This is a genomic window from Flavobacterium sp. Sr18 (assembly GCF_011064265.1).
GTDB classification, from domain to species: Bacteria; Bacteroidota; Bacteroidia; order Flavobacteriales; family Flavobacteriaceae; genus Flavobacterium; species Flavobacterium petrolei.
In genome coordinates this window covers 248,245-274,721 of the sequence record NZ_CP049329.1, presented here as the reverse complement: position 1 = coordinate 274,721, position 26,477 = coordinate 248,245, and the positions used below count along the sequence as shown (strand labels likewise).

The 26,477-nt window shown below is 33.4% G+C and carries 19 protein-coding genes and 1 pseudogene; 18 read left to right on the top strand and 2 right to left on the bottom strand.

Features of this window, described 5'->3' with window-relative positions; translation table 11 throughout:
- Positions 1 to 236: 236 nt before the first annotated feature.
- Both G7A72_RS01285 and glmM read right to left on the bottom strand, forming a co-directional pair.
- The gene (locus G7A72_RS01285; protein WP_165151123.1) at positions 237 to 1,013 is read right to left on the bottom strand and encodes a membrane metalloprotease; all 777 of its coding nucleotides are present in this window, start codon (positions 1,011 to 1,013) and stop codon (positions 237 to 239) included.
- 200 nt (positions 1,014 to 1,213) lie between these two features.
- Entirely contained in the window at positions 1,214 to 2,602 is a 1,389-nt protein-coding gene (gene glmM / locus G7A72_RS01280) for a phosphoglucosamine mutase (protein WP_165151122.1), read from the bottom strand.
- A 119-nt stretch (positions 2,603 to 2,721) separates the two neighbouring features.
- Here glmM and G7A72_RS01275 point away from each other — a divergent pair, with 119 nt between their 5' ends.
- The 18 genes and pseudogenes from G7A72_RS01275 (at position 2,722) to G7A72_RS01190 (ending at position 26,399) form a co-directional block, all read left to right on the top strand.
- Positions 2,722 to 3,303 carry an ACP phosphodiesterase gene (locus G7A72_RS01275; protein WP_165151121.1) on the top strand — a complete coding sequence of 194 codons (582 nt, stop codon included), beginning with the start codon at positions 2,722 to 2,724 and terminating at the stop codon, positions 3,301 to 3,303.
- Positions 3,304 to 3,448: 145 nt separating this feature from the next.
- A pseudogene (locus tag G7A72_RS01270) lies at positions 3,449 to 3,861 on the top strand (GxxExxY protein).
- A 139-nt stretch (positions 3,862 to 4,000) separates the two neighbouring features.
- Positions 4,001 to 5,686 carry a gamma-glutamyltransferase gene (ggt, locus tag G7A72_RS01265; protein WP_165151120.1) on the top strand — a complete coding sequence of 562 codons (1,686 nt, stop codon included), beginning with the start codon at positions 4,001 to 4,003 and terminating at the stop codon, positions 5,684 to 5,686.
- Between the two features lie 16 nt (positions 5,687 to 5,702).
- Positions 5,703 to 7,388, top strand: coding sequence for a gamma-glutamyltransferase (ggt, locus tag G7A72_RS01260; protein WP_165151119.1), 1,686 nt, complete (start codon positions 5,703 to 5,705; stop codon positions 7,386 to 7,388).
- Positions 7,389 to 7,510: 122 nt separating this feature from the next.
- Entirely contained in the window at positions 7,511 to 8,179 is a 669-nt protein-coding gene (locus G7A72_RS01255; RefSeq protein WP_165151118.1) for a DNA alkylation repair protein, read from the top strand.
- Positions 8,180 to 8,221: 42 nt separating this feature from the next.
- Positions 8,222 to 10,006: a chloride channel protein gene (locus tag G7A72_RS01250; protein ID WP_165151117.1), complete on the top strand. Its 1,785-nt coding sequence runs from the start codon at positions 8,222 to 8,224 to the stop codon at positions 10,004 to 10,006.
- 88 nt (positions 10,007 to 10,094) lie between these two features.
- A complete protein-coding gene (uvrA, locus tag G7A72_RS01245) occupies positions 10,095 to 12,926 on the top strand; it encodes an excinuclease ABC subunit UvrA (RefSeq protein WP_165151116.1) in 2,832 nt (943 codons plus the stop codon).
- A 118-nt stretch (positions 12,927 to 13,044) separates the two neighbouring features.
- Positions 13,045 to 13,485 (top strand): endonuclease domain-containing protein, encoded by a 441-nt coding sequence (locus G7A72_RS01240; RefSeq protein WP_206531517.1) that lies wholly within the window; start codon positions 13,045 to 13,047, stop codon positions 13,483 to 13,485.
- 273 nt (positions 13,486 to 13,758) lie between these two features.
- On the top strand, positions 13,759 to 14,487 hold the full coding sequence (locus G7A72_RS01235; RefSeq protein ID WP_113665887.1) for a TIGR00730 family Rossman fold protein: 729 nt from the start codon (positions 13,759 to 13,761) through the stop codon (positions 14,485 to 14,487).
- Between the two features lie 195 nt (positions 14,488 to 14,682).
- On the top strand, positions 14,683 to 17,430 hold the full coding sequence (locus G7A72_RS01230; RefSeq protein WP_165153577.1) for a M1 family metallopeptidase: 2,748 nt from the start codon (positions 14,683 to 14,685) through the stop codon (positions 17,428 to 17,430).
- A 186-nt stretch (positions 17,431 to 17,616) separates the two neighbouring features.
- The gene (locus tag G7A72_RS01225; protein ID WP_165151115.1) at positions 17,617 to 20,025 is read left to right on the top strand and encodes a thiamine pyrophosphate-dependent enzyme; all 2,409 of its coding nucleotides are present in this window, start codon (positions 17,617 to 17,619) and stop codon (positions 20,023 to 20,025) included.
- Positions 20,026 to 20,154: 129 nt separating this feature from the next.
- A complete protein-coding gene (locus G7A72_RS01220; RefSeq protein WP_165151114.1) occupies positions 20,155 to 20,427 on the top strand; it encodes a hypothetical protein in 273 nt (90 codons plus the stop codon).
- A gap of 185 nt (positions 20,428 to 20,612) precedes the next feature.
- The gene (locus G7A72_RS01215) at positions 20,613 to 21,290 is read left to right on the top strand and encodes a peptidoglycan DD-metalloendopeptidase family protein (protein ID WP_165151113.1); all 678 of its coding nucleotides are present in this window, start codon (positions 20,613 to 20,615) and stop codon (positions 21,288 to 21,290) included.
- Positions 21,291 to 21,293: 3 nt separating this feature from the next.
- Positions 21,294 to 21,770, top strand: coding sequence for a hypothetical protein (locus G7A72_RS01210; RefSeq protein WP_165151112.1), 477 nt, complete (start codon positions 21,294 to 21,296; stop codon positions 21,768 to 21,770).
- A 256-nt stretch (positions 21,771 to 22,026) separates the two neighbouring features.
- Positions 22,027 to 22,389 (top strand): cupin domain-containing protein, encoded by a 363-nt coding sequence (locus tag G7A72_RS01205; protein WP_165151111.1) that lies wholly within the window; start codon positions 22,027 to 22,029, stop codon positions 22,387 to 22,389.
- 341 nt (positions 22,390 to 22,730) lie between these two features.
- Positions 22,731 to 23,276, top strand: a complete 546-nt coding sequence (locus G7A72_RS01200; RefSeq protein ID WP_113633733.1) for an AraC family transcriptional regulator — start codon at positions 22,731 to 22,733, stop codon at positions 23,274 to 23,276.
- 73 nt (positions 23,277 to 23,349) lie between these two features.
- Positions 23,350 to 25,965: an ATP-binding protein gene (locus tag G7A72_RS01195; RefSeq protein WP_241258559.1), complete on the top strand. Its 2,616-nt coding sequence runs from the start codon at positions 23,350 to 23,352 to the stop codon at positions 25,963 to 25,965.
- The gene (locus G7A72_RS01190; RefSeq protein WP_165151110.1) at positions 25,965 to 26,399 is read left to right on the top strand and encodes a response regulator; all 435 of its coding nucleotides are present in this window, start codon (positions 25,965 to 25,967) and stop codon (positions 26,397 to 26,399) included. The genes G7A72_RS01195 and G7A72_RS01190 overlap by 1 nt, the downstream gene beginning before the upstream one ends.
- The last annotated feature ends 78 nt before the right edge of the window (positions 26,400 to 26,477 follow it).

The window sequence follows — 26,477 nt, the reverse complement described above, 5'->3', positions numbered from 1 at the left end:
AGCAATAAATTACTTGATAAAAAATGCTAGTTTTTGGTTTAAATAAAAGTAAATAAACGCCTGATTCTAAAATAATAATTTGAATTAAAACTGCTACTTTCACGTTTTATGTTTAATATTAAAAATAGTTAAATCACAAAAAAATCTCCAAACTCAAATGATTTTGGAGATTTTTAATTTTATATTTTTTCTACTTGCAAAACTTAGCTTTGCGCCAAAGTTCTTCTTCAAAATAATTATTTTCCTCCATTAGCCCGAAGGTCCGCAATACATTGCGCGTCTAATTGTGGAGCTGCACCGCTTGAAACCATGTTTCCAATACCGCCTCCAATTTCAGATGACCAATACATCAAACACGTTTTTTCAATACAATGTTTTGGATGTTCTGTGTCTTCGTGATTGCTTTGCAAAGCTGTGCCAAGATTAGTCAATCCTAATATGTGCCCGAACTCATGAGTGATTACTGTTGTTTCTAATAAACTTCTGTTAGGTTCAAATGGACTGTCGCTTAAAGCTAGAAGCGTTTGTTCATAAATAACAAAAGAAGTGTTTCTGTAAGCCGTTCCCAGAATAACTGACGTATCAGTGTCTTTTGAAGATTTTCCATCTGCAAAAAATGCCCAAACCACTATTTCATCAGTATTATTGTATTTAGTTCTGTTCGCATCTTCAATACTTACAATTTCTTCATTAGTATAAGGTGAATTCCCCGGAGATGGTATAGAACGTTTTATAACACTAATGCCATTAGGTTTGTATGTTCGGGATGTAAGAAAGTTTACAAAATTATTTATAGCAGTATTGCTTGGCTCAAAACCGGTTACATACACTACTTCAATAACCATGCTCTTAAACTTTTTATCCGATAATAAATCGTTAGCAGAACTTCCTGTTGGTTGTTTGTTAGTTATAGGATTTACTGCAATCGGATTATCTATGGGATCATCTTCTTTTGAACAGGATACTACTGAGAGGAACAAAACAATCGCAAGTAATGAAAATATTTTTTTCAAAGTTTTTTTAAATTAGGAGTATTGATACTATCTTACTATAACATAAATTATATGTTCTTATTCATTTACGAAAACTAACGTCTTTTGGATTAATATTATTGTCTTCAATAATTTAAACGAAAAGTCAGACTATCATATCTCAAACGAAAAAACCCTTTCAAATGCTATTTTGAAAGGGTTCTTTTATATAAAATGCGGAATTATATTCCAGCCACTGCTTTTATTTCATCAATGATTCTAAGTGCCAAAGCATCTGCTTTTTCTTGTGAAGCCGCTTCCGTATAAATACGAATGATTGGCTCCGTATTCGATTTTCTCAAGTGAACCCAGTTTTCAGCAAAATCAATCTTCACACCATCTATAGTTGTAATATCTTCATTTTTGTATTTTTCCGTCATCGCAACAAGAATAGCATCCACATCAATTTGTGGTGTCAATTCGATTTTGTTTTTGCTCATGTAATATTCCGGATACGAAGCCCGTAAAGCAGAAACCGTCATTTTTTTATTAGCCAAATGCGTTAAAAACAAAGCCACTCCTACCAAACTATCACGACCGTAATGCAGCTCCGGATAAATGATTCCGCCGTTTCCTTCTCCTCCTATTACTGCGTTATTTTTTTTCATTAATTCTACCACGTTAACCTCGCCCACGGCACTTGCTTCATAACTTCCGTTATGCAAATTAGTCACATCACGCAACGCACGGGAAGAAGACATATTCGATACCGTATTTCCTGGCGTTTTACTCAATACATAATCGGCGCAAGCCACCAAAGTGTATTCTTCACCAAACATTTCACCATCTTCGCAAATGAAAGCCAAACGATCCACATCAGGATCAACGACAATTCCTAAATCGGCTTTTTCTTTGACAACCAATTCGGATATATCAGTCAAATGTTCTTTCAACGGTTCTGGATTATGAGGAAAATGGCCATTAGGTTCACAGTATAATTCGACCACTTCAACGCCCATTAATTCCAATAATCTTGGGATAATAATTCCTCCCGAAGAGTTTACACCATCCACTACCACTTTAAATTTAGCAGCTTTTACAGCATCAACATCTACCAAAGGCAAATTCAATACTTCATCAATATGGATATCCATGTAAGCATCGTTAATCATAATGGCTCCTAAATCATCCACATCCGAGAAATCAAAAGCTTCGGCTTCAGCAATTTCTAGAATTTTCAAGCCTTCTTCTCCGTTTAAGAATTCTCCTTTTTCATTCAATAATTTCAAGGCATTCCATTGTTTTGGATTGTGAGAGGCGGTCAGGATAATTCCTCCTTCGGCTTTTTCTAAAGGAACAGCAACTTCAACAGTTGGTGTTGTTGAAAGCCCTAAATCAATCACGTCAATTCCTAAACCAATTAAAGTATTTACTACCAAATTGTGAATCATTGGTCCTGAAATACGGGCATCACGGCCTACAACAACAGTAATTTTTTCTTTACCAATATATTTTTTCAACCAAGTTCCATAAGCCGAAGCAAATTTAACGGCATCAACAGGCGTCAGATTATCACCTACTTTACCTCCTATTGTTCCACGAATTCCCGATATTGATTTTATTAAAGTCATTGATTATTATTTTAATTTTTGAATTATAAATTTTAAATTGCTCACAAATATAATAATTGACGGTTTATAAAAGTCAATAAGAATTCAAAATTCATCATTTAAATTCCTAAATTAGGCGAATGAATTTTCTAGCACACATCTATCTTTCCGGTGACAATGATTTAATCAAAATTGGCAATTTTATGGCTGATGGAATTCGGGGGAAGCATTTTGAAAGTTATCCTTTAGAAATTCAGAAAGGAATTATTCTGCATCGTGCCATTGACACTTTTACTGATGCACACCCCATTTTTAGGCAAAGCACCAAAAAACTACATGAGAAATACCACCATTATGCAGGTGTAATTGTAGATGTTTTCTATGATCATTTTTTAGCTAAAAACTGGAATACGTATTCCAATGAAAAATTAGAAGAATTTGTAGCACGCTTTTACCAATCTTTGCACGACAATCACAGTATTCTTTCGGAGAGAACTAAGGGAATGATGCCTTATATGATTGAACACAATTGGTTGGTGAGTTATCAAACGATTGAAGGAATCCATCGGATTTTAACGCAAATGGACCAACGCACCAAAAACGAATCTAAAATGCGATTTGCTACTAATGAACTTTCTGAATTTTATTCAAAATTTGAAGAGGAATTCACCAATTTCTTTCAAGAATTGAACGTTTTTGCAACACAAAAAAGAATTGGTTAATTTTTTTTACCACATAGAAACATAGGTTTTTTTATTACAATAAAAGATTAGAAAATAATTTTTAAACATAGTAATATTTCAAAGACAATATTTTAATTAAAACAATAACGCTCTAAGAACATTAATAATTCGAAATGGCTAAAAGATGACTACACAAAAATATCTAAATGAATTAAGCTTTCAAATTATTGGGGCAGCAATAGAAGTCCATAAAATCATGGGTAGGGGTTTATTAGAAAGTGTCTATCACCAATGCATGAAAGAGGAATTACGGGTGCGAATATTAATTTTATATCAGAGCTTAAAATACCTGTCATTTACAAAGGCAAAATCATGGAATCTGATTTTAGATGTGATTTGTTAGTTGAAAACTTAATTGTTATTGAGTTCAAAGCAGTATCAGAAATGCATCCTGCTTTTGAAGCAAAACTTTTGAATCATATGAAATTATTAAAATCACCAAAAGGTGTTTTGATAAATTTTAACTGTTATAATATTTTCAAAGAAGGACAAAAGACCTTTGTTAATGAATTTTATAAAACTTTACCAAAAGAATAATTAAATTCGTCTATGAAATTTATTTCTAAGCGAAGCTTCTTTAATACACAAAATAAAATTCTATGTCTCTATGTGGTTAGACCATTTGTAGCATTACTTATTAAAAACAACCAAAACAATACCCTAAATATATTGTACAATGAAAAAAATAATTTTCCTACTTGCCTTTGCCGTTTTAGGTTGCAAATCGAATGAAAAAACGGTAGAACCAACTGGTTTAGTAACTTCAAAAGCTATGGTAGTCTCCGCTCGTGAAGAAGCTTCGCAAATTGGAGTGGAAATCATGAAAAAAGGTGGAAACGCTTTTGACGCGATGGTTGCAACAGAACTGGCATTAGCGGTTTCACATCCACAGGCAGGAAATATTGGTGGTGGAGGTTTCATGGTTTTCAGAAAAGCCAATGGAGAAACTGGAGCTATAGATTATAGAGAAAAAGCACCTTTAGCAGCCACAAAAGATATGTTTCTTGACGAAAAAGGAAATGTAATTGAAGGAAAAAGCACTGCAACGGCTTTGGCATCGGGAATTCCGGGTACGATTGCCGGAATATTTGAAGTCCACAAAAAATATGGGTCTTTACCCATAAGTGAAATTCTGGAACCTGTAATTGCTTTGGCCGAAAGAGGTGTTATTGTCACTAAATTTCAAGCTGAAAGTTTGGCTTATTATAGAGCTTCCTTTATAAAAAGTAATGGTAAGAATAGTTTGTTTTCCAAAGCATATAAAGAAAATGATACCATAAAATATACTGCACTAGCAGCAACATTAAAACGGATTTCGGAAAACGGTCGGGATGAATTTTACAAAGGAGAAACTGCTCAAAAGTTAGTTGCTTTTCTGGCTAAAAAAGGCGGAAATGTAACATTGGAAGATTTAAACAGTTACAGTGCCAAGTGGCGAACTCCAATTACTTTTCAATATAAAAATTTACAAATCACTTCGATGTCTCCACCAAGCAGTGGCGGAATTTGTTTGAATCAAATCATGAAAATGATTGAGCCGTTCAACCTTTCGCAAATGGGACACAACAGCGTAAAAACAATTCAGGTAATTACAGAAGCCGAACGACGAGCGTATGCTGACAGGAATTACTTTTTAGGCGATCCTGATTTTGTAAAACTTCCAGTAAAAGAATTACTAAGTCCATCTTATTTAGAAAAAAGGATGAATGATTTTTCATTCGATCAAGCTTCTAAATCTTCGGATATTGCACATGGAAAAATTAAAGGATACGAAAGCAACCAAACCACGCATTATTCTATTGTGGATTCAAAAGGAAATTCAGTTTCGGCAACGACTACTTTGAATGATAATTATGGTTCCAAAATATATTGCGACGAGTTGGGTTTCTTTTTAAATAATCAAATGGACGATTTCAGCGCCAAACCTGGAGTTCCCAACTTATATGGACTTACTGGAAGTGAAGCTAACAGCATTGCGCCGGGAAAAAGAATGTTGAGTTCCATGACGCCAACGATTGTAGAAAAAGACAACAAACTTTTCATGGTTGTAGGAACCCCGGGAGGTTCCACCATTATCACATCGGTGTTGCAAACGATATTGAATGTGTATGAATTTGATATGAGTATGCAAGAAGCGGTAAATGCACCTCGTTTTCACCATCAATGGATGCCTGATGAAATTACTTTTGAACCCAATTCTTTCGATAAAGAATTATTGAATGGTTTAAAGAAAAAAGGATATATCATTAATGAAAAAAACAAAGAAATCATTGGTGAAGTAGACGCGATTTTGATATTACCAAATGGAAAACTGGAAGGTGGCGCTGACAAAAGAGGCGATAACAAAGCCGTTGGTTTTTAAATTTATACTATTTCGAATGAAAAAAATTATTATTCTATTGAGTGTTTTGTCAATTGGTTGTAAAACCCAAAAAAATATGATTCAGCCCACTGGGGAAGTTGCAAGTCAGGCGATGGTGGTTTCCGCAAGGGAAGAAGCTTCCAAAATTGGGGTTGAAATCATGAAAAAAGGCGGAAATGCTTTTGATGCGATGGTTGCTACCGAATTAGCTTTGGCTGTAGCCTATCCATATGCAGGAAACCTTGGAGGTGGCGGTTTTATGGTCTATCGAAAAGCAAACGGTGAAATTGGTTCATTAGATTACCGAGAAAAAGCACCATTGGCAGCTACCAAAGACATGTTTCTTGACGATAAAGGAAATGTTATAAAAGGAAAAAGTACCGAATCTCCTCTTGCCATTGGGGTTCCTGGAACAATTGCAGGTGTTTTTGCAGTTCACGAAAAATTAGGTTCCTTACCGATTGAAGAAATTCTAAAACCCGTAATTGCATTAGCCGAAAAAGGGGTTATTGTTACCAAAAAACAAGAAGATAGATTAGCTGCGTATCGAGACAAAATCATAAAAGTAAATGGCGATAAAACATTATTTGCAACTGCTTTCAAAGAAAATGATGTCATTCAATATCCTGCGCTGGCAACTACCTTAAAAAGAATTTCAAAAAATGGCAGAGATGAATTTTATAAAGGAGAAACAGCTAAAATATTAGTCAAATACCTTCAGGAAAAAGGAGCAATAATCACTTTGGAAGATTTGGCAAAATACGAAGCCAAATGGAGAACGCCACTCAATTTTGATTACAAGGATTTAAAGATAATCTCGATGCCTCCACCCAGCAGTGGCGGAATATGTCTCGCTGAAATATTCAAAATGATTGCCCCTTTCGACTTGGCTAAAATGGGACATAATTCAACAGAAGCCATTCAAGTTATTGTAGAAGCCGAAAGAAGAGCCTATGCAGACAGAAGTTATTATCTGGGCGATCCGGATTTTGTAAAAATCCCTTTGAAAGCCTTAATGGATGATGATTATTTGAAACAAAGAATGTCGAATTTCAGTTTTGAAAAAGCCACCTTATCATCGGATATTAAAGAAGGAAAAGTAACGTATAATGAAAGTACAGAAACTACCCATTATTCAATTGTAGATCAGTTTGGCAATGCGGTTTCATCAACTACAACATTAAACGACGGGTATGGTTCTAAATATTATTGTGATAAATTAGGCTTTTTCTTAAATAATGAAATGGATGATTTCAGTGCCAAACCAGGTGAACCCAATATGTTTGGATTGGTGGGAAATGAAGCCAACAGTATTGAACCACAAAAAAGAATGTTGAGTTCCATGACTCCAACAATTGTGGAGAAAAAAGGAAAATTATTTATGGTTGTGGGTTCTCCGGGTGGTTCTACAATTATCACATCGGTATTGCAAACGATATTAAATGTTTACGAGTATCGTTTGAGTATGCAGGAAGCGGTAAATGCACCTCGTTTTCACCACCAATGGTTGCCGGATTTAATCACTTTTGAACCTAATACTTTCGACACTAAAACTTTTGAAACTTTGAAATCTAAAGAATATCTTATCAATGAAAAAACAACACCTGTAATAGGAAAAGTAGATGCCATTTTGGTTCTACCAAATAAAAAACTCGAAGGTGGTGCTGATTTTAGAGGAGACGATAAAGCAGTTGGATTTTAGAGGAGATGTGAGAAAATAGAGATAAGAGAAAAGAAATTTAGGGCTCTGATTTATGTTTACGTTTTTGAAATTTAATTTTTTTTGAAATTGCAATTGAATTTTGCTATTGAAATTTACTATTTATGAATTTTATACTTGCCTTAGAAAACGCTTTTGAAGCAAATAAAAATCCGGAAAATGCTTTTGCCATGGCAAAATACATGAAGAACAACTTTCCGTTTTTTGGAATAAAAACGGAGGAACGAAGACGCATTTTCAAGGAAATCTGGAAAGAAAACAAAGAAGAAGTTTCCGCAGACGCAAGGAGAATCGTTTTAGAATTATATTCAAAACCACAACGGGAATTTCAGTATTGTGCAATTGAAATTTTGATAAAAGAACTCAAAGGAAATTACAAAAAAGATGACATTCAACTGATTGAAAAACTGATACTGAATAACTCTTGGTGGGACAGTGTTGATACGATTGCGAAGTACATTTTAGGTGAGTATCTTTTGGAATTTCCATTAGAAACCAAAAATGTAATAGAACGATTTTCAAGGTTTGAGAATATGTGGTTGAGCCGAAGTGCAATTTTATTTCAATTGGGGTACAAACAAAAAACCAGTGCTGATTTATTATTTTCCGAATGTTTAAAGCATTCGCATTCTAAAGAATTTTTTATTCAAAAAGCAATCGGTTGGGCGTTACGGGAATATGCAAAATCAAATCCTGAAGATGTTCAAGAATTTGTAAAAACCAATACTTTAAAGCCATTAAGCAAAAAAGAAGCGTTAAAAAATATGTGTTAGGATTAAAATAATAGTAGTTTTGTAGCCCTCTTAAAAAGTATCATGTTCAAAAAAGTAATAGCCAAACTAGAAGTAATAATTGCCGTAGCACAGTCTATATTGACTCCAAAACAGTTTATATTTTTATCTGCCGTTTTGGTTGGAATCTCCTCTGCATTTGCCGTAATAGTCCTGAAAACTTTTGCGCATTGGGTATTTTCTTTTGCAACTTATGTCAGCGGAATTTTAAAATTGGGTTTCATTAATAGTATTCTACCTATAATTGGTATTGTGCTCACCGTTTTTGTCATCAAAAGAGTTTTAGGAGGAACAATACAAAAAGGGACTTCGCAAATTTTATATGCAGTTGCTAAAAAAGCGAGTATTATTCCAAAAAAACAAATGTACGCCCAAATTGTAACGAGCTCATTAACGGTTGGTTTAGGTGGTTCTGCAGGTTTAGAAAGTCCAATTGTAATTACAGGAGCCGCTTTTGGTTCAAACTATGCACAAAAATATAAATTAAGTTATAAAGACCGAACTTTACTAATTGGTTGTGGAGTTGCAGCTGGAATCGCCGCAGCTTTCAACGCACCTATTGCTGGAGTATTATTTGCTATCGAAGTACTGTTGGTGGATGTTAGTATTGCAGCCTTTACACCCATCATGATAGCTGCTGCTACAGGAGCTTTGGTTTCTGTAATTGCATTAAACGAGGAAATTTTACTATCCTTTAAACAGCAACAGAGTTTTGATTATCATAATATTGCTTTTTATATTCTTTTAGGTTTATTTACCGGATTCATTTCCGTTTATTACTCCCGAAATTTTCAGAAAGTAGAACATTTTTTCGCAAGACTTAAATTATCACCCTATAAAAAAGCGTTGTTTGGTTCTTCAATTTTAGCCATTCTTATTTTTATTTTTCCAACACTTTTTGGAGAAGGATATGAAAGTATCAAAACATTATCAGAGAACGATCCCGGAAAATTATTAGAAAACACATTATTCAGTAGTTTTCGCGATAATAGTTGGGCACTTTTACTTTTTGTAGGGTGCACGATGATGATAAAAGTTTTTGCAACCGGAATTACTTTAGGAAGTGGCGGTAATGGTGGAAACTTTGCTCCTTCCCTATTTCTAGGTTCGTATGTTGGTTTCTTTTTTTCTAAATTTTTAAATCTCACAGGACTTACTAAATTACCCGTTAGTAATTTTACTTTGGTGGGAATGGCAGGTATTTTGAGTGGTTTGTTTCATGCTCCCTTGACTGCGATATTCTTAATTGCTGAAATTACAGGAGGATATAACTTGATGATTCCGCTGATGATTGTGGCATCAATCAGTTTTGCCATTTCAAAGCGTTTTGAAAAACACTCGATGGATGTGAAAAATCTCGTGCAAAAAGGGCATGCCTTTACCAGTAATAAAGACACTAATGTACTTTCTACACTAGAGACAAGTACCATTATTCAAACAGATTTTCTTACGGTAACTCCTAATGAAAATTTAGAAAGACTCGTTGATCTCATTTCTCATTCCAACCAAGTGATATTTGCAGTAGTTGATACCGAACAGAACTTATTGGGCATTGTTCATTTTAATGATATTCGCGAAATAATATTTAACAGTTATAGAGTAAAATATACGTTGGTAAAAGAAATAATGCTGAAACCTGTTGAAACAATTTCACCGGACGATAGCATGGAAATGGTCATGAATAAATTTGAAATATCGAAAAAAGCATTCTTACCCGTTCTTAAAGACGGAAAATATTATGGATTTATTTCTAAATCTGTTGCGCTTGAAGCTTACAGAACCAAACTAAAATCCATGACGATTGAATAAATTTTTAATACTTCTTTTAACACAATCTTCTAAACTGTTGTATCGAAAGAATAAATCAAAATGGTAACTTTGCTTTTTTGCAAAAATTATGTTAGACAAAGACAATACCATTGAAGTTCAAGGCGCTCGCGTTCATAACTTAAAAAATATAGATGTTTCCATTCCTCGTGAAAAACTGGTCGTAATTACTGGTCTTTCGGGTTCCGGGAAATCCTCCTTAGCTTTTGATACGATTTATGCCGAAGGGCAACGCCGTTATGTAGAAACTTTTTCGGCATATGCGCGTCAATTTCTGGGTGGTTTAGAACGTCCCGATGTTGATAAAATTGACGGACTTTCTCCTGTAATTGCAATCGAACAAAAAACAACTAGTAAAAGTCCGCGTTCCACCGTAGGAACAATCACTGAAATTTACGATTTCCTCCGTTTATTGTACGCTCGTGGCGCTGATGCCTATAGTTACAATACCGGCGAGAAAATGGTTTCTTATTCTGATGAGCAAATCAAGGATTTGATTATTCAGGATTTTACGGGAAAACGAATTAATATTTTGGCTCCAGTTATTCGGGCTAGAAAAGGACATTATGCGGAACTTTTTCAACAAATTGCCAAGCAAGGTTTCCTTAAAGTTCGCGTGAATGGCGATGTGCTAGATATTACTTTGGGAATGAAACTCGACCGTTATAAAACCCATGACATCGAAATTGTAGTGGACCGAATGGTTATTGAAGATACTGCTGACAATGAAAAACGTTTGACAGAAAGTATCAATACAGCCATGCATCACGGAGAAAATGTGTTGATGGTTTTAGACCAAGATTCTAATGAAGTTCGTTTTTTTAGCAGGAATTTGATGTGTCCAACTACTGGAATCTCCTACCAGAATCCAGAACCCAATTTATTTTCTTTCAACTCACCAAAAGGTGCTTGTGACCACTGCAACGGATTAGGAACGGTAAATGAAATTAATCCAAAGAAGATTATTCCAAATCCAAAATTATCAATAAAAGCGGGAGGCTTTGCTCCATTAGGAGAATATAAATCATCCTGGATTTTCAAGCAATTGGAAATTATTGGTGAAAAATATGGCTTCAAATTGACAGATGCAGTTAACACAATTCCTGCTGAGGCGATGGAAATGATTTTGAATGGCGGAAAAGAAAAATTCACCATCAATTCTAAAGATCTTGGCGTTGCCAGAGAATACAAAATTGATTTTGAAGGGATTTCGCATTTTATCAAAAATCAACATGACGAAAGCGGTTCAACAAGCATAAAACGTTGGGCCAAGGAATTCATGGACGAAATAAAATGTCCGGTTTGTGAAGGTTCTCGCTTGAAAAAAGAAGCACAGTTCTTTAAAATTAATGGAAAAAATATTACCGAATTGTGCGATATGGACATTTCGGATTTGACGGTTTGGTTTAATGCTTTAGATAACCATTTATCTGATAAACAAAAGCGTATCGCTACTGAAGTAATCAAAGAGATTAAGGACCGATTGAACTTCTTGATGAATGTAGGTTTGGATTATTTGGCTTTAAGCCGAAGTTCCAAATCACTTTCTGGTGGTGAGGCACAACGCATCCGTTTGGCAACTCAAATTGGTTCGCAGTTGGTTGGTGTTTTGTATATTTTGGATGAACCAAGTATTGGTTTACACCAAAGAGACAACGAAAAACTAATTCATTCTCTGGAACAATTACGAGATATTGGAAACTCTGTAATTGTAGTGGAACACGATAAAGACATGATTGAACGCGCGGATTATGTGATTGATATTGGACCAAAAGCGGGAAAATACGGCGGCGAAATCATCAGCAAAGGAACGCCTGCCGAAATCCTGAAACACCATACCATTACCGCCAAGTACATGAATGGCGAGATGAAAATTGAAGTTCCAAAAAAACGTAGAGAAGGAAATGGAAAATTCCTAAAACTGACCGGAGCAACAGGAAACAACTTGAAAAATGTTTCAATAGAATTGCCTTTGGGTAAAATGATTTGTGTGACTGGAGTTTCGGGAAGTGGAAAATCAACTTTGATTAATGAAACGCTCTACCCTATTTTGAATGCTTATTATTTTAACGGTGTCAAAAAACCGCAGCCCTATAAAAAAATTGAAGGATTGGAGCACATCGATAAAGTGATTGATATTGACCAAAGTCCGATTGGAAGAACACCCCGAAGCAATCCGGCAACTTATACGGAAGTTTTTACCGAAATAAGAAATCTGTTTACGATGACTTCCGAAAGTATGATTAGGGGTTATAAAGCGGGCCGATTTAGTTTTAATGTAAAAGGCGGACGCTGTGAAACCTGCGAAGGTTCCGGTGTACGAACAATTGAAATGAACTTTCTGCCAGATGTTTATGTGGAATGTGAAACCTGTCAAGGAAAGCGTTTTAACAGAGAAACATTGGAAATTCGATACAAAGGGAAATCCATTTCGGATGTGTTAAATATGACGGTGGATGAAGCGGTTCCGTTTTTTGAAATGATTCCGAAGATTTATAGAAAAGTAAAAACCATTCAGGATGTTGGTTTGGGTTACATTACCCTCGGTCAACAAAGCACCACACTTTCCGGTGGCGAGGCGCAACGAATCAAATTGGCGGGAGAATTATCTAAAAAAGACACTGGAAATACGTTTTATATTCTGGACGAACCCACAACTGGATTGCATTTTGAAGACATTAGAGTCTTGATGGAAGTAATCAATAAGCTGGTTGATAAAGGAAATACGATTTTGATTATCGAACATAATATGGATGTTATCAAATTAGCAGATTATATTATTGACATTGGCCCTGAAGGTGGAAAAGGCGGTGGACAGCTTATCGCCAAAGGAACACCTGAAGAAATCATAAAAATTAAGAAGAGTTATACTGCGCAATTTTTGAAAAAAGAATTACTTTGATTCCCCTCATTTGGAGGGGTGCCTGAAAGGCGGGGTGGTTTTCTTTACTATTAGTGTTTTCTTTTTGTAAATTTATTCGTAGGTTCCGTTCCAAAAAAAGGGAATAGAAACAACGATTATGGAAAACAATGGCGAGATAACGGCTTATATAAACATGCAGCCTATTTATAGAAATTTCATTGAAAACTTACCGTATAACATAAAACTAAAAGCTAGATCACGAGCATTGCGCAAAGCAGGTGTGTTGTCAGAAGTTATTTTTTGGTTGCAAGTGCACAAAGGAATGTTTTGGAAAATAGATTTTGACAGACAAAGAATCATTGGTAATTATATTGTAGATTTCTATGTAAAAACCTTAGGTTTAGTAATTGAAATTGACGGTTCAAGCCATAATAATAAAGAAGATTACGACCAAACAAGAGAAGATTATCTCGTTTCTTTAGGATTAAAGGTTTACAGAATATCTGATTTAAGGGTAAAACATGATTTGAATAATGTAATGTTGGAACTGGAAAGCTACATTGTTTTAGAATTTGGAAATAAAGAGGCTATTTATTGAAATTTAGACAATAAAACCACCCCACCCAAACGGGCACCCCTCCAAATGAGGGGAAAAATACAATAACAACTCGATGTAAAAATAACTTCTTGTAAAAATTATAAAAAATTAAGAAGAGCTATACGGCGCAGTTTTTGAAAAAAGAATTACTTTAGTAATTGAGAGCCCTAGCCCAGATAGCAGCGGAAATCCTTATGAGCCGGGGTTCGGCGATTAAGATTGAAACGAATAGCTGGAAGTGGCTCCAAAAAAATAAGATTTAAAATAGAGAATATGAGATTAGAAGACTTTGATAATGACGAGGATAAAGTAATCCAAGACCGATTAAAAAGAAAAACCTGGAACGAAATTAGAACCAATGATAGTTGGGCTATTTTTAAAATCATGGCCGAATTTGTGAACGGTTACGAGAGCATGGGACGCATAGGTCCTTGCGTAACTATTTTTGGCTCTGCTAGAACAAAACCAGAGCATGAATATTATTTGCTTGCCGAAAAAATTGCTTATAAAATCAGTAAAGCTGGTTACGGAGTGATTACTGGCGGCGGACCAGGAATTATGGAAGCGGGTAATAAAGGAGCACATTTAGGCGGTGGAACCTCAGTGGGACTAAACATTGTATTACCCTTTGAGCAACATTATAATCCATATATTGACAGTGATAAAAATTTGAATTTTGATTATTTCTTTGTTCGAAAAGTGATGTTTGTCAAATATTCACAAGGCTTTGTGGTAATGCCAGGAGGTTTTGGTACTTTGGACGAAATGTTTGAAGCGATGACTTTGATTCAAACTAAAAAAATAGCCAAATTCCCAATCATATTGGTTGGGAGCAGTTTCTGGACGGGATTAATTGACTGGATAAAAACAGTCTTAGTAGAAAGAGAGGGTACAGTTCATGCGGAAGATTTGAATTTATTTAAAATTGTAGATACAGAAGATGAAGTGGTTGATGTATTGAATGCCTTTTATAAGAAATACGATTTATCACCAAATTTTTAATAAAACGAAGCTGCCTCAAAAACAGCTTCTTTTTTTTGCTTAATTTTAGTGAACATCTGAATAATTATATCGAATTATAAGTATATTTATTTTTTTAATAAATAATACCGAAATTTGAAAGCATATCTTAAAATAATATTCCAATTCCTTATTTTATTAACGTCATTCAATCAATATGCCCAGCATCAATCTAAGATGAAAGTTGAGGTTAATGCTGCTAATAAAACACTAGCTATTAAGCAGGAAATTATTTTTGTTAATCAGTCGGATGATACTTTGAATTCGATTGTTTTGAATGACTGGAATCATGCATTTTCCAATAAAAATACACCACTTGCCAAGCGGTTTTCGGATGAATTTTACAGAGGTTTTCATTTAGCCAAAGAAGAGGAACGCGGCAGTACAATAAATTTGATTATTAATGATGCCACTCAACAGTTTTTATCTTGGGAAAGAACAGATAATAATCCTGATTATGTTGTTGTTAAACTTAAAAATTCGTTACTTCCAAATCAAAAAGTAGCTTTACATCTTTCCTATATTACCAAAATTCCCAACGAAAAGTTTACCAAATATGGCTATACTAACAATGGTAGCTTTAACCTCAAAAACTGGTACCTTACTCCTGCCCGATATGAAAATCATTCTTTTGTAAAAAATAGTAATAACAATCTGGATGATATTGCCAATGCTGTTTCTGATTTTGAAATTGACCTTAAAATTCCTAAAACTTTAGACGCCACTTCCGACTTAAATAGCGAGAAAACAACTGGAAATGATGACTTTTTATATTACCGATTATCAGGAAATAACCGAACTGATTTCAGTCTTATTATTGAACCTAAATCCCGTTTTGAGAGTTACAAAAATAGCTCCGTTGAAGTGCTAACTGATTTAAAAAACAACAAATTAGACAATATTCAAAAAGCGATTGTAATTGATAGAATTGTAAACTTTGCCCATAATTTAATTGGAAAATATCCTTACGATAAGATTATAGTTTCGCAAACGGATTACGAAAAAAATCCTTTTTATGGATTAAATCAGCTTCCGTCATTTTTAAGTCCCTTTCCAGATGAATTTATTTTCGAAATTAAATTTTTGAAAACCTATTTGAATGAATATTTAAAAAAGAGCTTGCATTTAGATCCAAGAAAAGATAATTGGATTTATGATGGAATTCAGGTTTATGCAATGATGAAATATATGGACGAAAATCATCCCAAAACAAAAATGATGGGAAGTGCTTCTAACATTCGATTGCTTAAAAGTTTCAATCTTACTAATATTGATTTTAATGGTCAATACAGTTATTTTTATATGTTGATGGCTCGAAAAAATCTCGATCAGGCACTTGGAGATCCAAAGAATACTTTGGTAAAATTTAACGAACAAATAGCCAGTAAATATCGTGCGGGACTGAGCATTCGGTTTCTTGATGACTATTTACAAAACAATGCTGTACCGAACAGTATTAAACAATTTTACGAAAAAAATCGAACTACGCAGGTATCTAGATCTGATTTTGAAACAATCATAAAATCAAATAGCAATAAGGATATCAATTGGTTTTTTAATACCATTATTAATTCCAGAGACATCATTGATTATAAATTTTCGAGCGTAACAAAAACCAAAGATAGCATCACTTTTTCTGTCAAAAACCGCACAGGAGCTCCGATTCCGATTCCAATTTATGGTACCAAAAAAGGAGAAATTGTTTTTAAGCAATGGCTTGATATCGAAGAATGTGACAGCACCTTTACGATTCCAAGAAATAATATTGATAAGATTGTATTAAATCTGAAAAACGAAGTGCCAGAATACAATTTAAGAAATAACTGGAAGAAATTAGAAGGTTTTTTTCCTAATAATCGTCCCGTTAAATTTGTATTTATGAAAGACTTGGAGGACCCCTATTACAATCAAGTATTATATGTTCCATCAATATATTACAATTTATACGATGGTATAACTCCGGGACTTCGGCTGCACAATAAAACCATTCTGGAAAAACCATTTATTTTTGATGTGAATCCGTCCTACTCTACTAAATCGAATAATTTATCCGGCTCAGCTTTATTTGTAGTCAACCAAAATTTTAGAAAAAGTAACCTCTACAATGCCCGATATTCTATCAGTGGTTCCTATTTTCATTATGCGGAAGATGCGTCTTATTTTAGGCTGAATCCTGCCATACAATTACGAATTAGAGAACCTAATTTTAGAGATAACAGAAAACAACTTTTCTTGTTTCGACAAGTAATTGTGAATAAAGAGAAAAGTGCTTTGGTTATTGATAATTCCCCTGAAAATTATTCAGTTTTTAATGCGCGATACATTAATACAAAAACCGAAGTTACAAATCATTTTAATTTTACTACGGATTTACAAATTTCTGGAAAATTCGGAAAAATCACTGGTGAAATTGAATACCGAAAACTCTTTGAAGACAATCGCCAAATTAATTTACGCTTCTACGCGGGAAGTTTTTTGTACAATAAGACGCAATCCGATTTTTTCAGTTTTGCATTAGACAGACCAACGGATTACCTTTTTGATTACAATTATTTTGGAAGATCCGAAAGCACTGGACTTTTTAGTCAACAATACGTAATAGCGGAAGGTGGTTTTAAATCAAAAATTGCAACACCTTTTGCCAACCGATGGATTACCAGCTTTAATGCGAGTTATAGTATTTGGAATTGGATTGAAGTGTATGGTGATGTTGGGTTTATTAAAAATAAGGATGTGAAACAACGATTTGTTTATGACAGTGGAATTCGGCTAAATTTAGTCACAGACTATTTTGAATTGTATTTTCCGGTGTACTCTAACAATGGATGGGAAATTTCACAAGATAATTACAATGAAAAAATACGTTTTATTGTAACTTTTTCTCCTAAAACATTAATCAATCTTTTTAATCGAAAATGGTTCTAATCCAATATTATTATCCCTATTTATTGAACTATTCTTAGTAATTGAAGTATAAAATTACATATAGCAAAAAAATAAAGTTCTTTTTCATAGAATAAATTACAAAAATTAAATTCTATTTTTTTCAATGTATTATGAAAAGAGGTTGTTTTTAAGTAAATTTGCAATTCAAAGTTATACTTTTCAATTATGATAAAAGAAAAAACCAATAGTACATTGACATTTGAAGATTTCAAAATTGAAGTTTTAAAGGACTATACAACAGCCATAATAAGCAGAGAATGCAGCTTATTAGGACGTAAGGAAGTATTGACTGGAAAAGCCAAATTTGGGATTTTTGGTGATGGAAAAGAAGTACCACAACTGGCAATGGCAAAAGCTTTCAAAAATGGCGATTTCCGTTCTGGATATTATCGCGATCAAACTTTTATGATGGCTATTGGTGAACTTACAATGCAACAGTTTTTTGCTGGACTTTACGGTCATACTGATATTGAACAAGATCCGATGTCAGCCGGAAGACAAATGGGCGGTCACTTTGCCACGCATAGTTTAAATGAAGATGGTTCATGGAAAGACTTAACAAAACAAAAAAATTCAAGTGCTGATATTTCTCCTACAGCGGGACAAATGCCAAGATTATTAGGTCTTGCTCAAGCATCAAAAATATACAGACAAGTTACAGGAATACCAAATGCCATGAATTTTTCTAATGAAGGAAATGAAATTGCATGGGGAACCATTGGGAATGCAAGTACATCCGAAGGATTATTTTTTGAAACAATAAATGCCGCTGGAGTTTTACAAGTTCCTATGGTAATGAGTGTTTGGGATGATGAATATGGAATTTCTGTTCACGCCAGACACCAAACTACAAAAGAAAATATATCCGAAATTTTAAAAGGATATCAAAGAGATCATGATACCAACGGTTTTGAAATTTTAAGAGTAAAAGGTTGGGATTATGCGGACTTGATTGCTACTTATGAGAAAGCTGCTGAAATTGCCAGAGAAAATCATATTCCAGTTTTGATTCACGTAAATGAATTGACGCAACCTCAAGGACATTCGAGTTCCGGTTCTCACGAAAGATACAAAAACGCTGACCGATTAGCATGGGAAAGAGATTTTGATTGTATTCGTCAAATGAAATTATGGATGATTGCGATTAATATTGCATCGCCTGAGGAAATAGAAGCTATTGATGTGCAAGCTAAAAAAGACGTTTTAGAGGCTAAAAAAGCCGCTTGGAATGCTTTTATAGAACCTATAGTTGAAGAGCAAAAAGAATTAGTTGCTTTATTGCAAAAAATAGGGGAATCCAGTAATAATAAGGAAACAATATTAAAATTCATTGCTGATTTAAGCGGAATAAAATCTCCGTTGAAGAAGGAAATTTTGGTAACAGCCCGAAAAGTATTGCGTTTAATCCTTAATGAAAATGGAAAGCAAGAACTATCTCAATGGATTACAGATTATACAATTAAAACCCAAAAGAATTTTAGCAGTAATTTATTTTCAGAAACTGAATTAAATGTGTTTTCTGTTGAAAAAGTTTTACCGGTATATCCTGAAGATGCAAAAGAAGATACTGATGGACGAATGATTTTGCGTGATAATTTTGACGCTATTTTCACTAAATATCCTGAAGCATTAATTTTTGGAGAAGATGCTGGAGCTATTGGTGATGTAAACCAAGGTTTAGAAGGGATGCAGGAAAAATACGGAGAACTTCGCGTTGCCGATGTTGGAATTCGTGAAGCTACAATTCTGGGTCAAGGAATTGGAATGGCTATGAGAGGTTTACGTCCAATTGCCGAAATCCAATATTTAGACTATTTATTGTATGCTATTCAAATCATGAGTGACGATTTGGCTACTCTGCGATACAGAACAGTCGGTAAACAAAAAGCACCATTAATTATACGTACACGTGGCCACCGCTTAGAAGGAATTTGGCATTCTGGTTCTCCTATGGGAATGATTATCAATGCCATCCGTGGAATTCACGTTTTGGTACCTAGAAATATGACACAAGCAGCCGGTTTTTATAACAGTTTGTTAGAATGTGATGAACCTGCTTTAGTGATTGAATGCTTGAATGGCTACCGATTAAAAGAAAAAATGCCGTTGAATTATGGTGAATTCAAAACGCCAATTGGAGTTGTTGAAACCTTGAAACAAGGAACTGATATTACATTAGTTTCATATGGTTCTACTTTGCGATTGGTTCAGCAAGCCGCCAAAGAATTACTTGAAGTTGGAATTGATTGTGAAATAATTGACTTACAATCTTTGCTTCCATTTGATATCAATCAAGATGTAGTAAAAAGTATTGCTAAAACAAATCGTCTGTTGGTAATTGATGAAGATGTTCCTGGTGGCGCTTCAGCTTATATTTTACAGCAAATAATTGAGCAACAAGATGCCTATAATTATTTAGACAGTAAACCGCAAACCCTAACTGCAAAAGCCCACAGACCGGCTTATGGAACGGATGGAGATTATTTCTCTAAACCTTCTGCAGAAGATATTTTTGAAAAAGTCTATGAAATGATGAATGAAGTAAACCCTTCAAAATATCCTAGTCTTTACTAAAATCAATTTATTTTAAGATATAAATCCTAATCAGCAATGGTTAGGATTTTTTTTATTTTAAATTCGAATTCAGATAAACAAATAAAATGCTATCTTGTTATTTAAATTAATAATTTTAATACAAACAAAATGAGAAAAATAAGCTTGATTTTAGGAATGCTGGCAATGATTACTGTTGTTTCCTGCAAAGAAAAAGAAGAAGTCGCTGTACCTGCAACACAAACAGAAACTTCAAGCGAAGTTACTACTAACGAAAAAACAACTACCGTTACAACCAAAGCCGAAGACAGTACTGCCATAAAAATAAGCACTGACGGAGTAAACGTGACTACCAAAGATGGGAAAACTAAAACCAGCGTTAATGTTTCTGGTGGAGAAGCTAAAGTGGAAATAAAAAAATAGTAATCGAATATAATTCACAGAAGTGAAAAGTGTTTTTAAAAAATGAAGACGCTTTACGCTATTCTGAAATTAGTTTTCTAAAAAATTGAATTCGTTAATTCAAAATTATAAGTTATAATGCCAACGTAAAATTTTTATGTTGGCATTTTTTATTTAATTTTAGTGTTTTAAAAAAATTACTATAAATGATAGCATTAGAAACGCTCTTACACGACATTGAAAATGTTAAAGTAATAGACGCAAAAATTGATTATAATCAATATATTCCTTTGGATTTATCCAATAAAAATGAAACTCTTAGAGAACGTAATATTGATAATGCTGTAGATTTCGAAAAATATATCGAAAGCTATTTGATGGAAAACAATGCCAAAGTAGCCTACGGCGGCTATAACGAAATTAGAAATTTATATAAAAGAAGTGAAATCTTCAACGATTCGAAAACCGAAGAACGCAACATTCACATTGGCTTAGATTTATGGATTAAAGCTGGAACGCCTGTTTTAGCTGCAATTGATGGATTTATCCATAGTTTTAATTACAATACGGGCGTGGGTGATTATGGTCCAACTATAATTTTAGAACATAAAATTGAAGAGCACACTTTTTACACATTATATGGACACTTATCTTTAGAAAGTATAAGTCACATTGAAATTGGAGATGCTTATGAAAAAGGACAGCAAATAGCCACTTTAGGTGATGCTTCCGTAAATGGGGATTATGCTCCACATTTACATTTTCAAATTATAAAAAAAATTACAAATTCCTTTGGCGATTATCCCGGTGTCTGCAGCGCAAGTGATTTAAATCACTATTTAGAAAACTGTCCAGATCCCAATATCTTATTAAAAATTAAATAAATCATGAAAAAATTAATTATTGTTTTGACTATTCTTTTACTTGTTGGATGTAAATCAAAAAAAGTAGTTACTGAGCCAGAACCAGAAGTAGCTAAAATCGAAAAACTTGGATTAGCTGAAATTGGTGAAACTCAAAAAAGTAAGGCCTATGAATTAGGAAAAAGAGTTTTGATGACCTGTAATACCTCTAAATTCAAACCTTTTACTTCAAGTGAAGCAACGCCATCAGTAATTAAAAACACGACTGTTGAGCGATTATCAAAAACATGTAATAGATTTCGTCAGTATTATGGAACTTTTATTGATCTTCAATTAGTGGAGGCTTATAAAAATAACTTCGAAAACACAATCGTTTTTCGCTACAAAGCTTTGTATTCTAAAAAAGTTGCCAATAAAGAACTTCGTGTTACGATGAACGCAGAAAACAAAGTTTCTTCCATAAAATCATTAGATTGGGTTAATTCTTTTCCTATGAATTAACTACCAATTAAATTCTTCTTATAAAGTTCGTTGCCTATTAACTCTTGCTTTAATTTAAAAATAAGAGTAAAGGAAAGTTATTAATAAGGTTATTATTTAAAAAACAAGAATTTACTTATTAAAAAATACAGTCAATTTGGAGTAAAAATTATAGTCATAATTAAGCAAGCTTTAGAAATAATTATGTAACAAATTTTTAATTATCCGAAATTATCTTTAACCCCGAATATAATACCTACCTAAAGAAATAAAATACATGTCTCTCAAGATCAATTCAGTCGACAATAGCGAGTTAAAAAAATCGGAATCCCACATTATTGTAGAGATTATTCAATATGTTCCAAATGCCGTTTTAAGTAGAACTATCATCAAAAAAACAACCGGAAACATAACTGCCTCTTCATTTGATGCAGGTGAAGAATTAGGAGAACGTACTTCCCCTTTTGATAACTATGTTCAAATAATAGACGGTACAGCCGAAATATTTATTGATGAAATAAAACACTCTCTCAAATTGGGAGATGGAATTATTATACCGGCACATTGCACACATTCATTTAATGCGAATGTACAGTTCAAAATGATTTCAACAACGATAAAAAACGGATACGAGGATTAAACTATACTTTATAAATGAAAAATGATTTTAGTTTCTTTGTTGAATGAAAATACGAGAAGAGAATTGAATTAATAAAAAACAGAATATAAAAACGAAGTGATTTTTTTTAAACATAATTATTTTTTTAACACAAAAAAAACAGCTCAACATCAACAAAATCAGACAAGTAGTTAGATTTTAATCTTAATTTAGTTTGGGAAATAAGTCTAAAAAAACAAATTAAAATTGATATCAGATTATTTTATAACTTAAAACTATAATTTTATAATGTATCTTTAATTTGAAAAAGTAAATTTGCGCAAACTGTAAAATAAAAATATTTGAAACTATATATAAAATACATGGTAAGCAATCGCTGCAAAATGGCAGTGAAGGAGGAATTGAAAAAGCTGAAACTTCACTTTATGGTTGTTGATCTTGGTGAAGTAGAAATCATGGAAAATATTTCTATGGAGCAAAGACAACTCTTAAAAGCGGCACTTTTAGATTCAGGACTTGAATTAATGGATGATAAAAAATCCATGTTAATCGAAAAAATTAAAAATGTAATTATACAAATGGTGCATCATACGGTTGAACCCATTAAAATTAATTTTTCGGATTATTTGAGCCAACAATTAAATCACGATTACACCTATTTGTCCAACTTATTTTCTGAAGTACAAGGAACTACAATTGAACAATTTATAATTTCCCATAAAACGGAACGTATTAAGGAGTTGATTATTTACGGAGAATTGAATATTACCGAAATTGCATGGAAAATGAATTACAGTAGTGTTGCTCATTTATCGAGTCAATTTAAAAAAGTTACTGGCCTATCCCCTTCTCATTTTAAACAATTAAAAGACAAAAGACGCAACCCAATTGAGGAAATTGGTAAGTAGGAAAAATAATTAAATCAATTTTTTAATAAAAATAGAAATCATATATAGTCACGTATCAAAATATGCCAGAAGCTTGATTGAAGCTAGTTTAGACCCTACAATCTCAATAAATACTGCAGGGAAAATTACGGACGTTAATGAAGCAACGGTAAATATTACGGGAATAAATCGTAACATTTTAATTGGTTCTGATTACTTTAATTATTTTACTGACCCTCAAAAAGCAAAAGCAGTATATCAAGAAGCTTTTGTAACTGGATACGTGACGGCTGCTCCTCTTACGCTTCATGACAAAAAAGGCAAACTAACTGATGTATTATTCAACGGATCTGTTTATAAAGACGATCTTGGAAATGCATTGGGAATAGTGATTGTATCCAGAGATATCGCTGAACAAAAATGGGCTTTGGATCTAAAAATTGCCAACAAAGAACTGGCGTATCAAAACAATGAAAAAGAAAAACGCGCTGCTGAGTTGGTACTTGCCAATGAAGAGCTTGCTTTTCAAAATACAGTAAAAGAAAAACGCGCAGCGGAATTAGTGATTGCCAACAAAGAATTGGCCTATCAAAATGACGAAAAAGAAAAACGTGCAGCTGAGTTAGTAATTGCTAATAAAGAATTACTATTTCAAAATAAAGAAAAGAAAAAGAGAGAAATTGTAAATAAAGAACTCAATGAGCTCAATTATACTGCAAAATTAGCTTCTCAATATTCTTTAAGTCTCATTGAAGCAAGCCATGATCCATTGGTCACAATAAATACCAAAGGAAAAATTACCGATATGAACGAAGCATTGGTAAATAGTACTGGTATGACACGACTAGAACTTACGGATTCTGATTTTTTTGATTATTTTACGCAAAAGCAAAAAGCGAGAGAAGTATATCAAGAAGTATTTGAAAAAGGATTTGTTGCTGATTCACCTCTTACCATCAGGCATAAAGACGGAAAATTAACCGATGTTTTATTCAACGGTTCTGTTTATAAAGATGATAAAGGAAATGTTTTAGGTGTTGTAATTGTTGCTAGAGATGTCACTGAACAAAAAAGAATCGCTACTGAATTGATTGAAGCTCGCGTTTTTGCGGAGTTAGCCACTGAAATTGCCGAAGAAGCAAAGAAAAGTGCAGAAAGTGCAACTATTATTGCTAAAAATGCTGTAAAGACAAAGCAACAATTTTTGTCTAATATGAGTCATGAAATTCGTACGCCGATGAATGCTATTATCGGTTTTACAAAAGTGATTTTGAAAACAGACTTAACTACTAAGCAAAAAGAATACTTAGAAGCTATAAAAATGAGTGGCGATGCATTAATCGTTCTTATAAATGACATTCTGGATTTAGCAAAAGTGGATTCCGGTAAAATGACATTTGAAAAAATACCATTCAAAATGAAAGCTTCAATAAGTGCAATGTTGCATTTGTTTGAAACTAAAATTCAAGAGAAAAACTTGCACCTGATTCAGGTATATGATGATAAAATTCCAACAAATATTATAGGCGATCCGGTTCGTTTGCATCAAATTATTTTAAACTTAGTTAGTAATGCAGTAAAATTTACAACTAAAGGAAAAATAACTGTAAGTGTTGATTTGTTGCATGAAGATGCTGAAAACGTAATCATACAATTTGCTGTAACAGACACAGGAATTGGTATTGCCCAAGAAAAAATTGAAAAAATATTTGAAAATTTCCAACAAGCATCCAGTGGAACTTCAAGATTGTACGGAGGAACAGGTTTAGGACTTGCTATCGTAAAACAATTAATAGAACCACAAGGCGGTAACATTATTGTGAAAAGTAAAGTTAATGAGGGTTCAACATTTAGTTTTACTCTTCCTTTTCAAAAAGCTAATGCTGATGCTGAATTAGAAAATGAAATACTAGAATTAGATTCTGAAGTAAAAAACATAAAAGTACTGGTCGTTGAGGATATTCCTCTCAACCAACTGCTAATGAAAACATTATTAGATGATTTTGGATTTCAGTACGATATGGCTGAAAATGGAAAAATAGCCATTGAAAAACTAAAAAATAATGATTACGATATCATTCTGATGGATTTGCAAATGCCAGTAATGAATGGTTTTGAAGCTACAGAATACATTCGGAATACGATGATTTCAAAAATACCAATTATCGCTTTAACTGCTGATGTAACCACAGTCGATTTGGCTAAATGTAAAGCAGTTGGAATGAATGATTACCTTGCAAAACCAGTTGACGAGAGATTGCTATACAGTAAAATTGTAACGATATTAAAAAAACCTGCACTAGTTAAACTTGCTGAAAAGCAAAAAGACATGACGGTTGTAAAGGAAAAAATAAAATATATTAACTTGGTTTATTTAAACCAAAGAACTAAATCGAATCCCGCATTAATGGTGGAAATGATAGCTTCATATTTACAACAAACGCCGCCATTAATCAATACTATTAAACAAAGTTTTGAAGAAAAAAACTGGGAATTATTAGGCGCGGCAGCACACAAAATGATTCCATCTTTTTCAATAATGGGTATTAGTCCTGATTTTGAAAATATGGCCAAAAAAATCCAAGACTTTGCAATGGCACAAGAAAAAACCGAAGGAGTAGCAGATCTGGTTTTGGAATTGGAAAAAATTTGCTTACTAGCCTGCGAGGAACTTCAAGAAGAATTAAACATAATTAAAAATACCATATAATGAACACCAACGATAAAGTGAAAATATTTCTTGTAGACGATGATGCATTGTTTTTGAAATCACTAGAAATTGAATTTTTAGAAAATGCTGATTTTATAGTCGAAACCTATCCAACCGGAGAACTTTGCATTTCAAATTTGTCTAATAATCCTGATGTAGTAATATTAGATTATCAACTAGATGGAATTGTTGAAAATGCGATGAACGGTCTTGAAACCCTTGATCAAGTAAAAGCTTTCAATCCTGAGATTCCAGTTATAATGTTATCATCACAAGATAAAATTGAAGTGGCGATAAATTGCATGCATCACAAAGCATTTGACTATGTAGTGAAAAGTGAAACAGCTTTCGTTCGATTACAAAAAATAATCACCGCTATTTTTAAATACCAAAAAATGGAGAAAGAATTAAATTGGTACATGGATCGTATGTAATACATGCTGTTTTGTTCAAATTTAAGGTAAAGATTAAAACTGGTTTTTTTAATTTATTCCAAATTAAAAACCAAAATT

Excerpts from the sequence above, each read along its gene's own strand:
- glmM (WP_165151122.1), bottom strand. The coding sequence starts at position 2,602 with ATGACTTTAATAAAATCAATATCGGGAATTCGTGGAACAATAGGAGGT.
- G7A72_RS01230 (WP_165153577.1), top strand. The coding sequence starts at position 14,683 with ATGAAAGTTGAGGTTAATGCTGCTAATAAAACACTAGCTATTAAGCAG.
- G7A72_RS01225 (WP_165151115.1), top strand. The coding sequence starts at position 17,617 with ATGATAAAAGAAAAAACCAATAGTACATTGACATTTGAAGATTTCAAA.
- G7A72_RS01215 (WP_165151113.1), top strand. The coding sequence starts at position 20,613 with ATGATAGCATTAGAAACGCTCTTACACGACATTGAAAATGTTAAAGTA.
- G7A72_RS01275 (WP_165151121.1), top strand. The coding sequence starts at position 2,722 with ATGAATTTTCTAGCACACATCTATCTTTCCGGTGACAATGATTTAATC.
- G7A72_RS01190 (WP_165151110.1), top strand. The coding sequence starts at position 25,965 with ATGAACACCAACGATAAAGTGAAAATATTTCTTGTAGACGATGATGCA.
- ggt (WP_165151119.1), top strand. The coding sequence starts at position 5,703 with ATGAAAAAAATTATTATTCTATTGAGTGTTTTGTCAATTGGTTGTAAA.
- G7A72_RS01205 (WP_165151111.1), top strand. The coding sequence starts at position 22,027 with ATGTCTCTCAAGATCAATTCAGTCGACAATAGCGAGTTAAAAAAATCG.
- G7A72_RS01200 (WP_113633733.1), top strand. The coding sequence starts at position 22,731 with ATGGTAAGCAATCGCTGCAAAATGGCAGTGAAGGAGGAATTGAAAAAG.
- G7A72_RS01240 (WP_206531517.1), top strand. The coding sequence starts at position 13,045 with ATGGAAAACAATGGCGAGATAACGGCTTATATAAACATGCAGCCTATT.
- G7A72_RS01235 (WP_113665887.1), top strand. The coding sequence starts at position 13,759 with ATGAGATTAGAAGACTTTGATAATGACGAGGATAAAGTAATCCAAGAC.
- ggt (WP_165151120.1), top strand. The coding sequence starts at position 4,001 with ATGAAAAAAATAATTTTCCTACTTGCCTTTGCCGTTTTAGGTTGCAAA.
- G7A72_RS01250 (WP_165151117.1), top strand. The coding sequence starts at position 8,222 with ATGTTCAAAAAAGTAATAGCCAAACTAGAAGTAATAATTGCCGTAGCA.
- G7A72_RS01210 (WP_165151112.1), top strand. The coding sequence starts at position 21,294 with ATGAAAAAATTAATTATTGTTTTGACTATTCTTTTACTTGTTGGATGT.
- uvrA (WP_165151116.1), top strand. The coding sequence starts at position 10,095 with ATGTTAGACAAAGACAATACCATTGAAGTTCAAGGCGCTCGCGTTCAT.
- G7A72_RS01255 (WP_165151118.1), top strand. The coding sequence starts at position 7,511 with ATGAATTTTATACTTGCCTTAGAAAACGCTTTTGAAGCAAATAAAAAT.
- G7A72_RS01220 (WP_165151114.1), top strand. The coding sequence starts at position 20,155 with ATGAGAAAAATAAGCTTGATTTTAGGAATGCTGGCAATGATTACTGTT.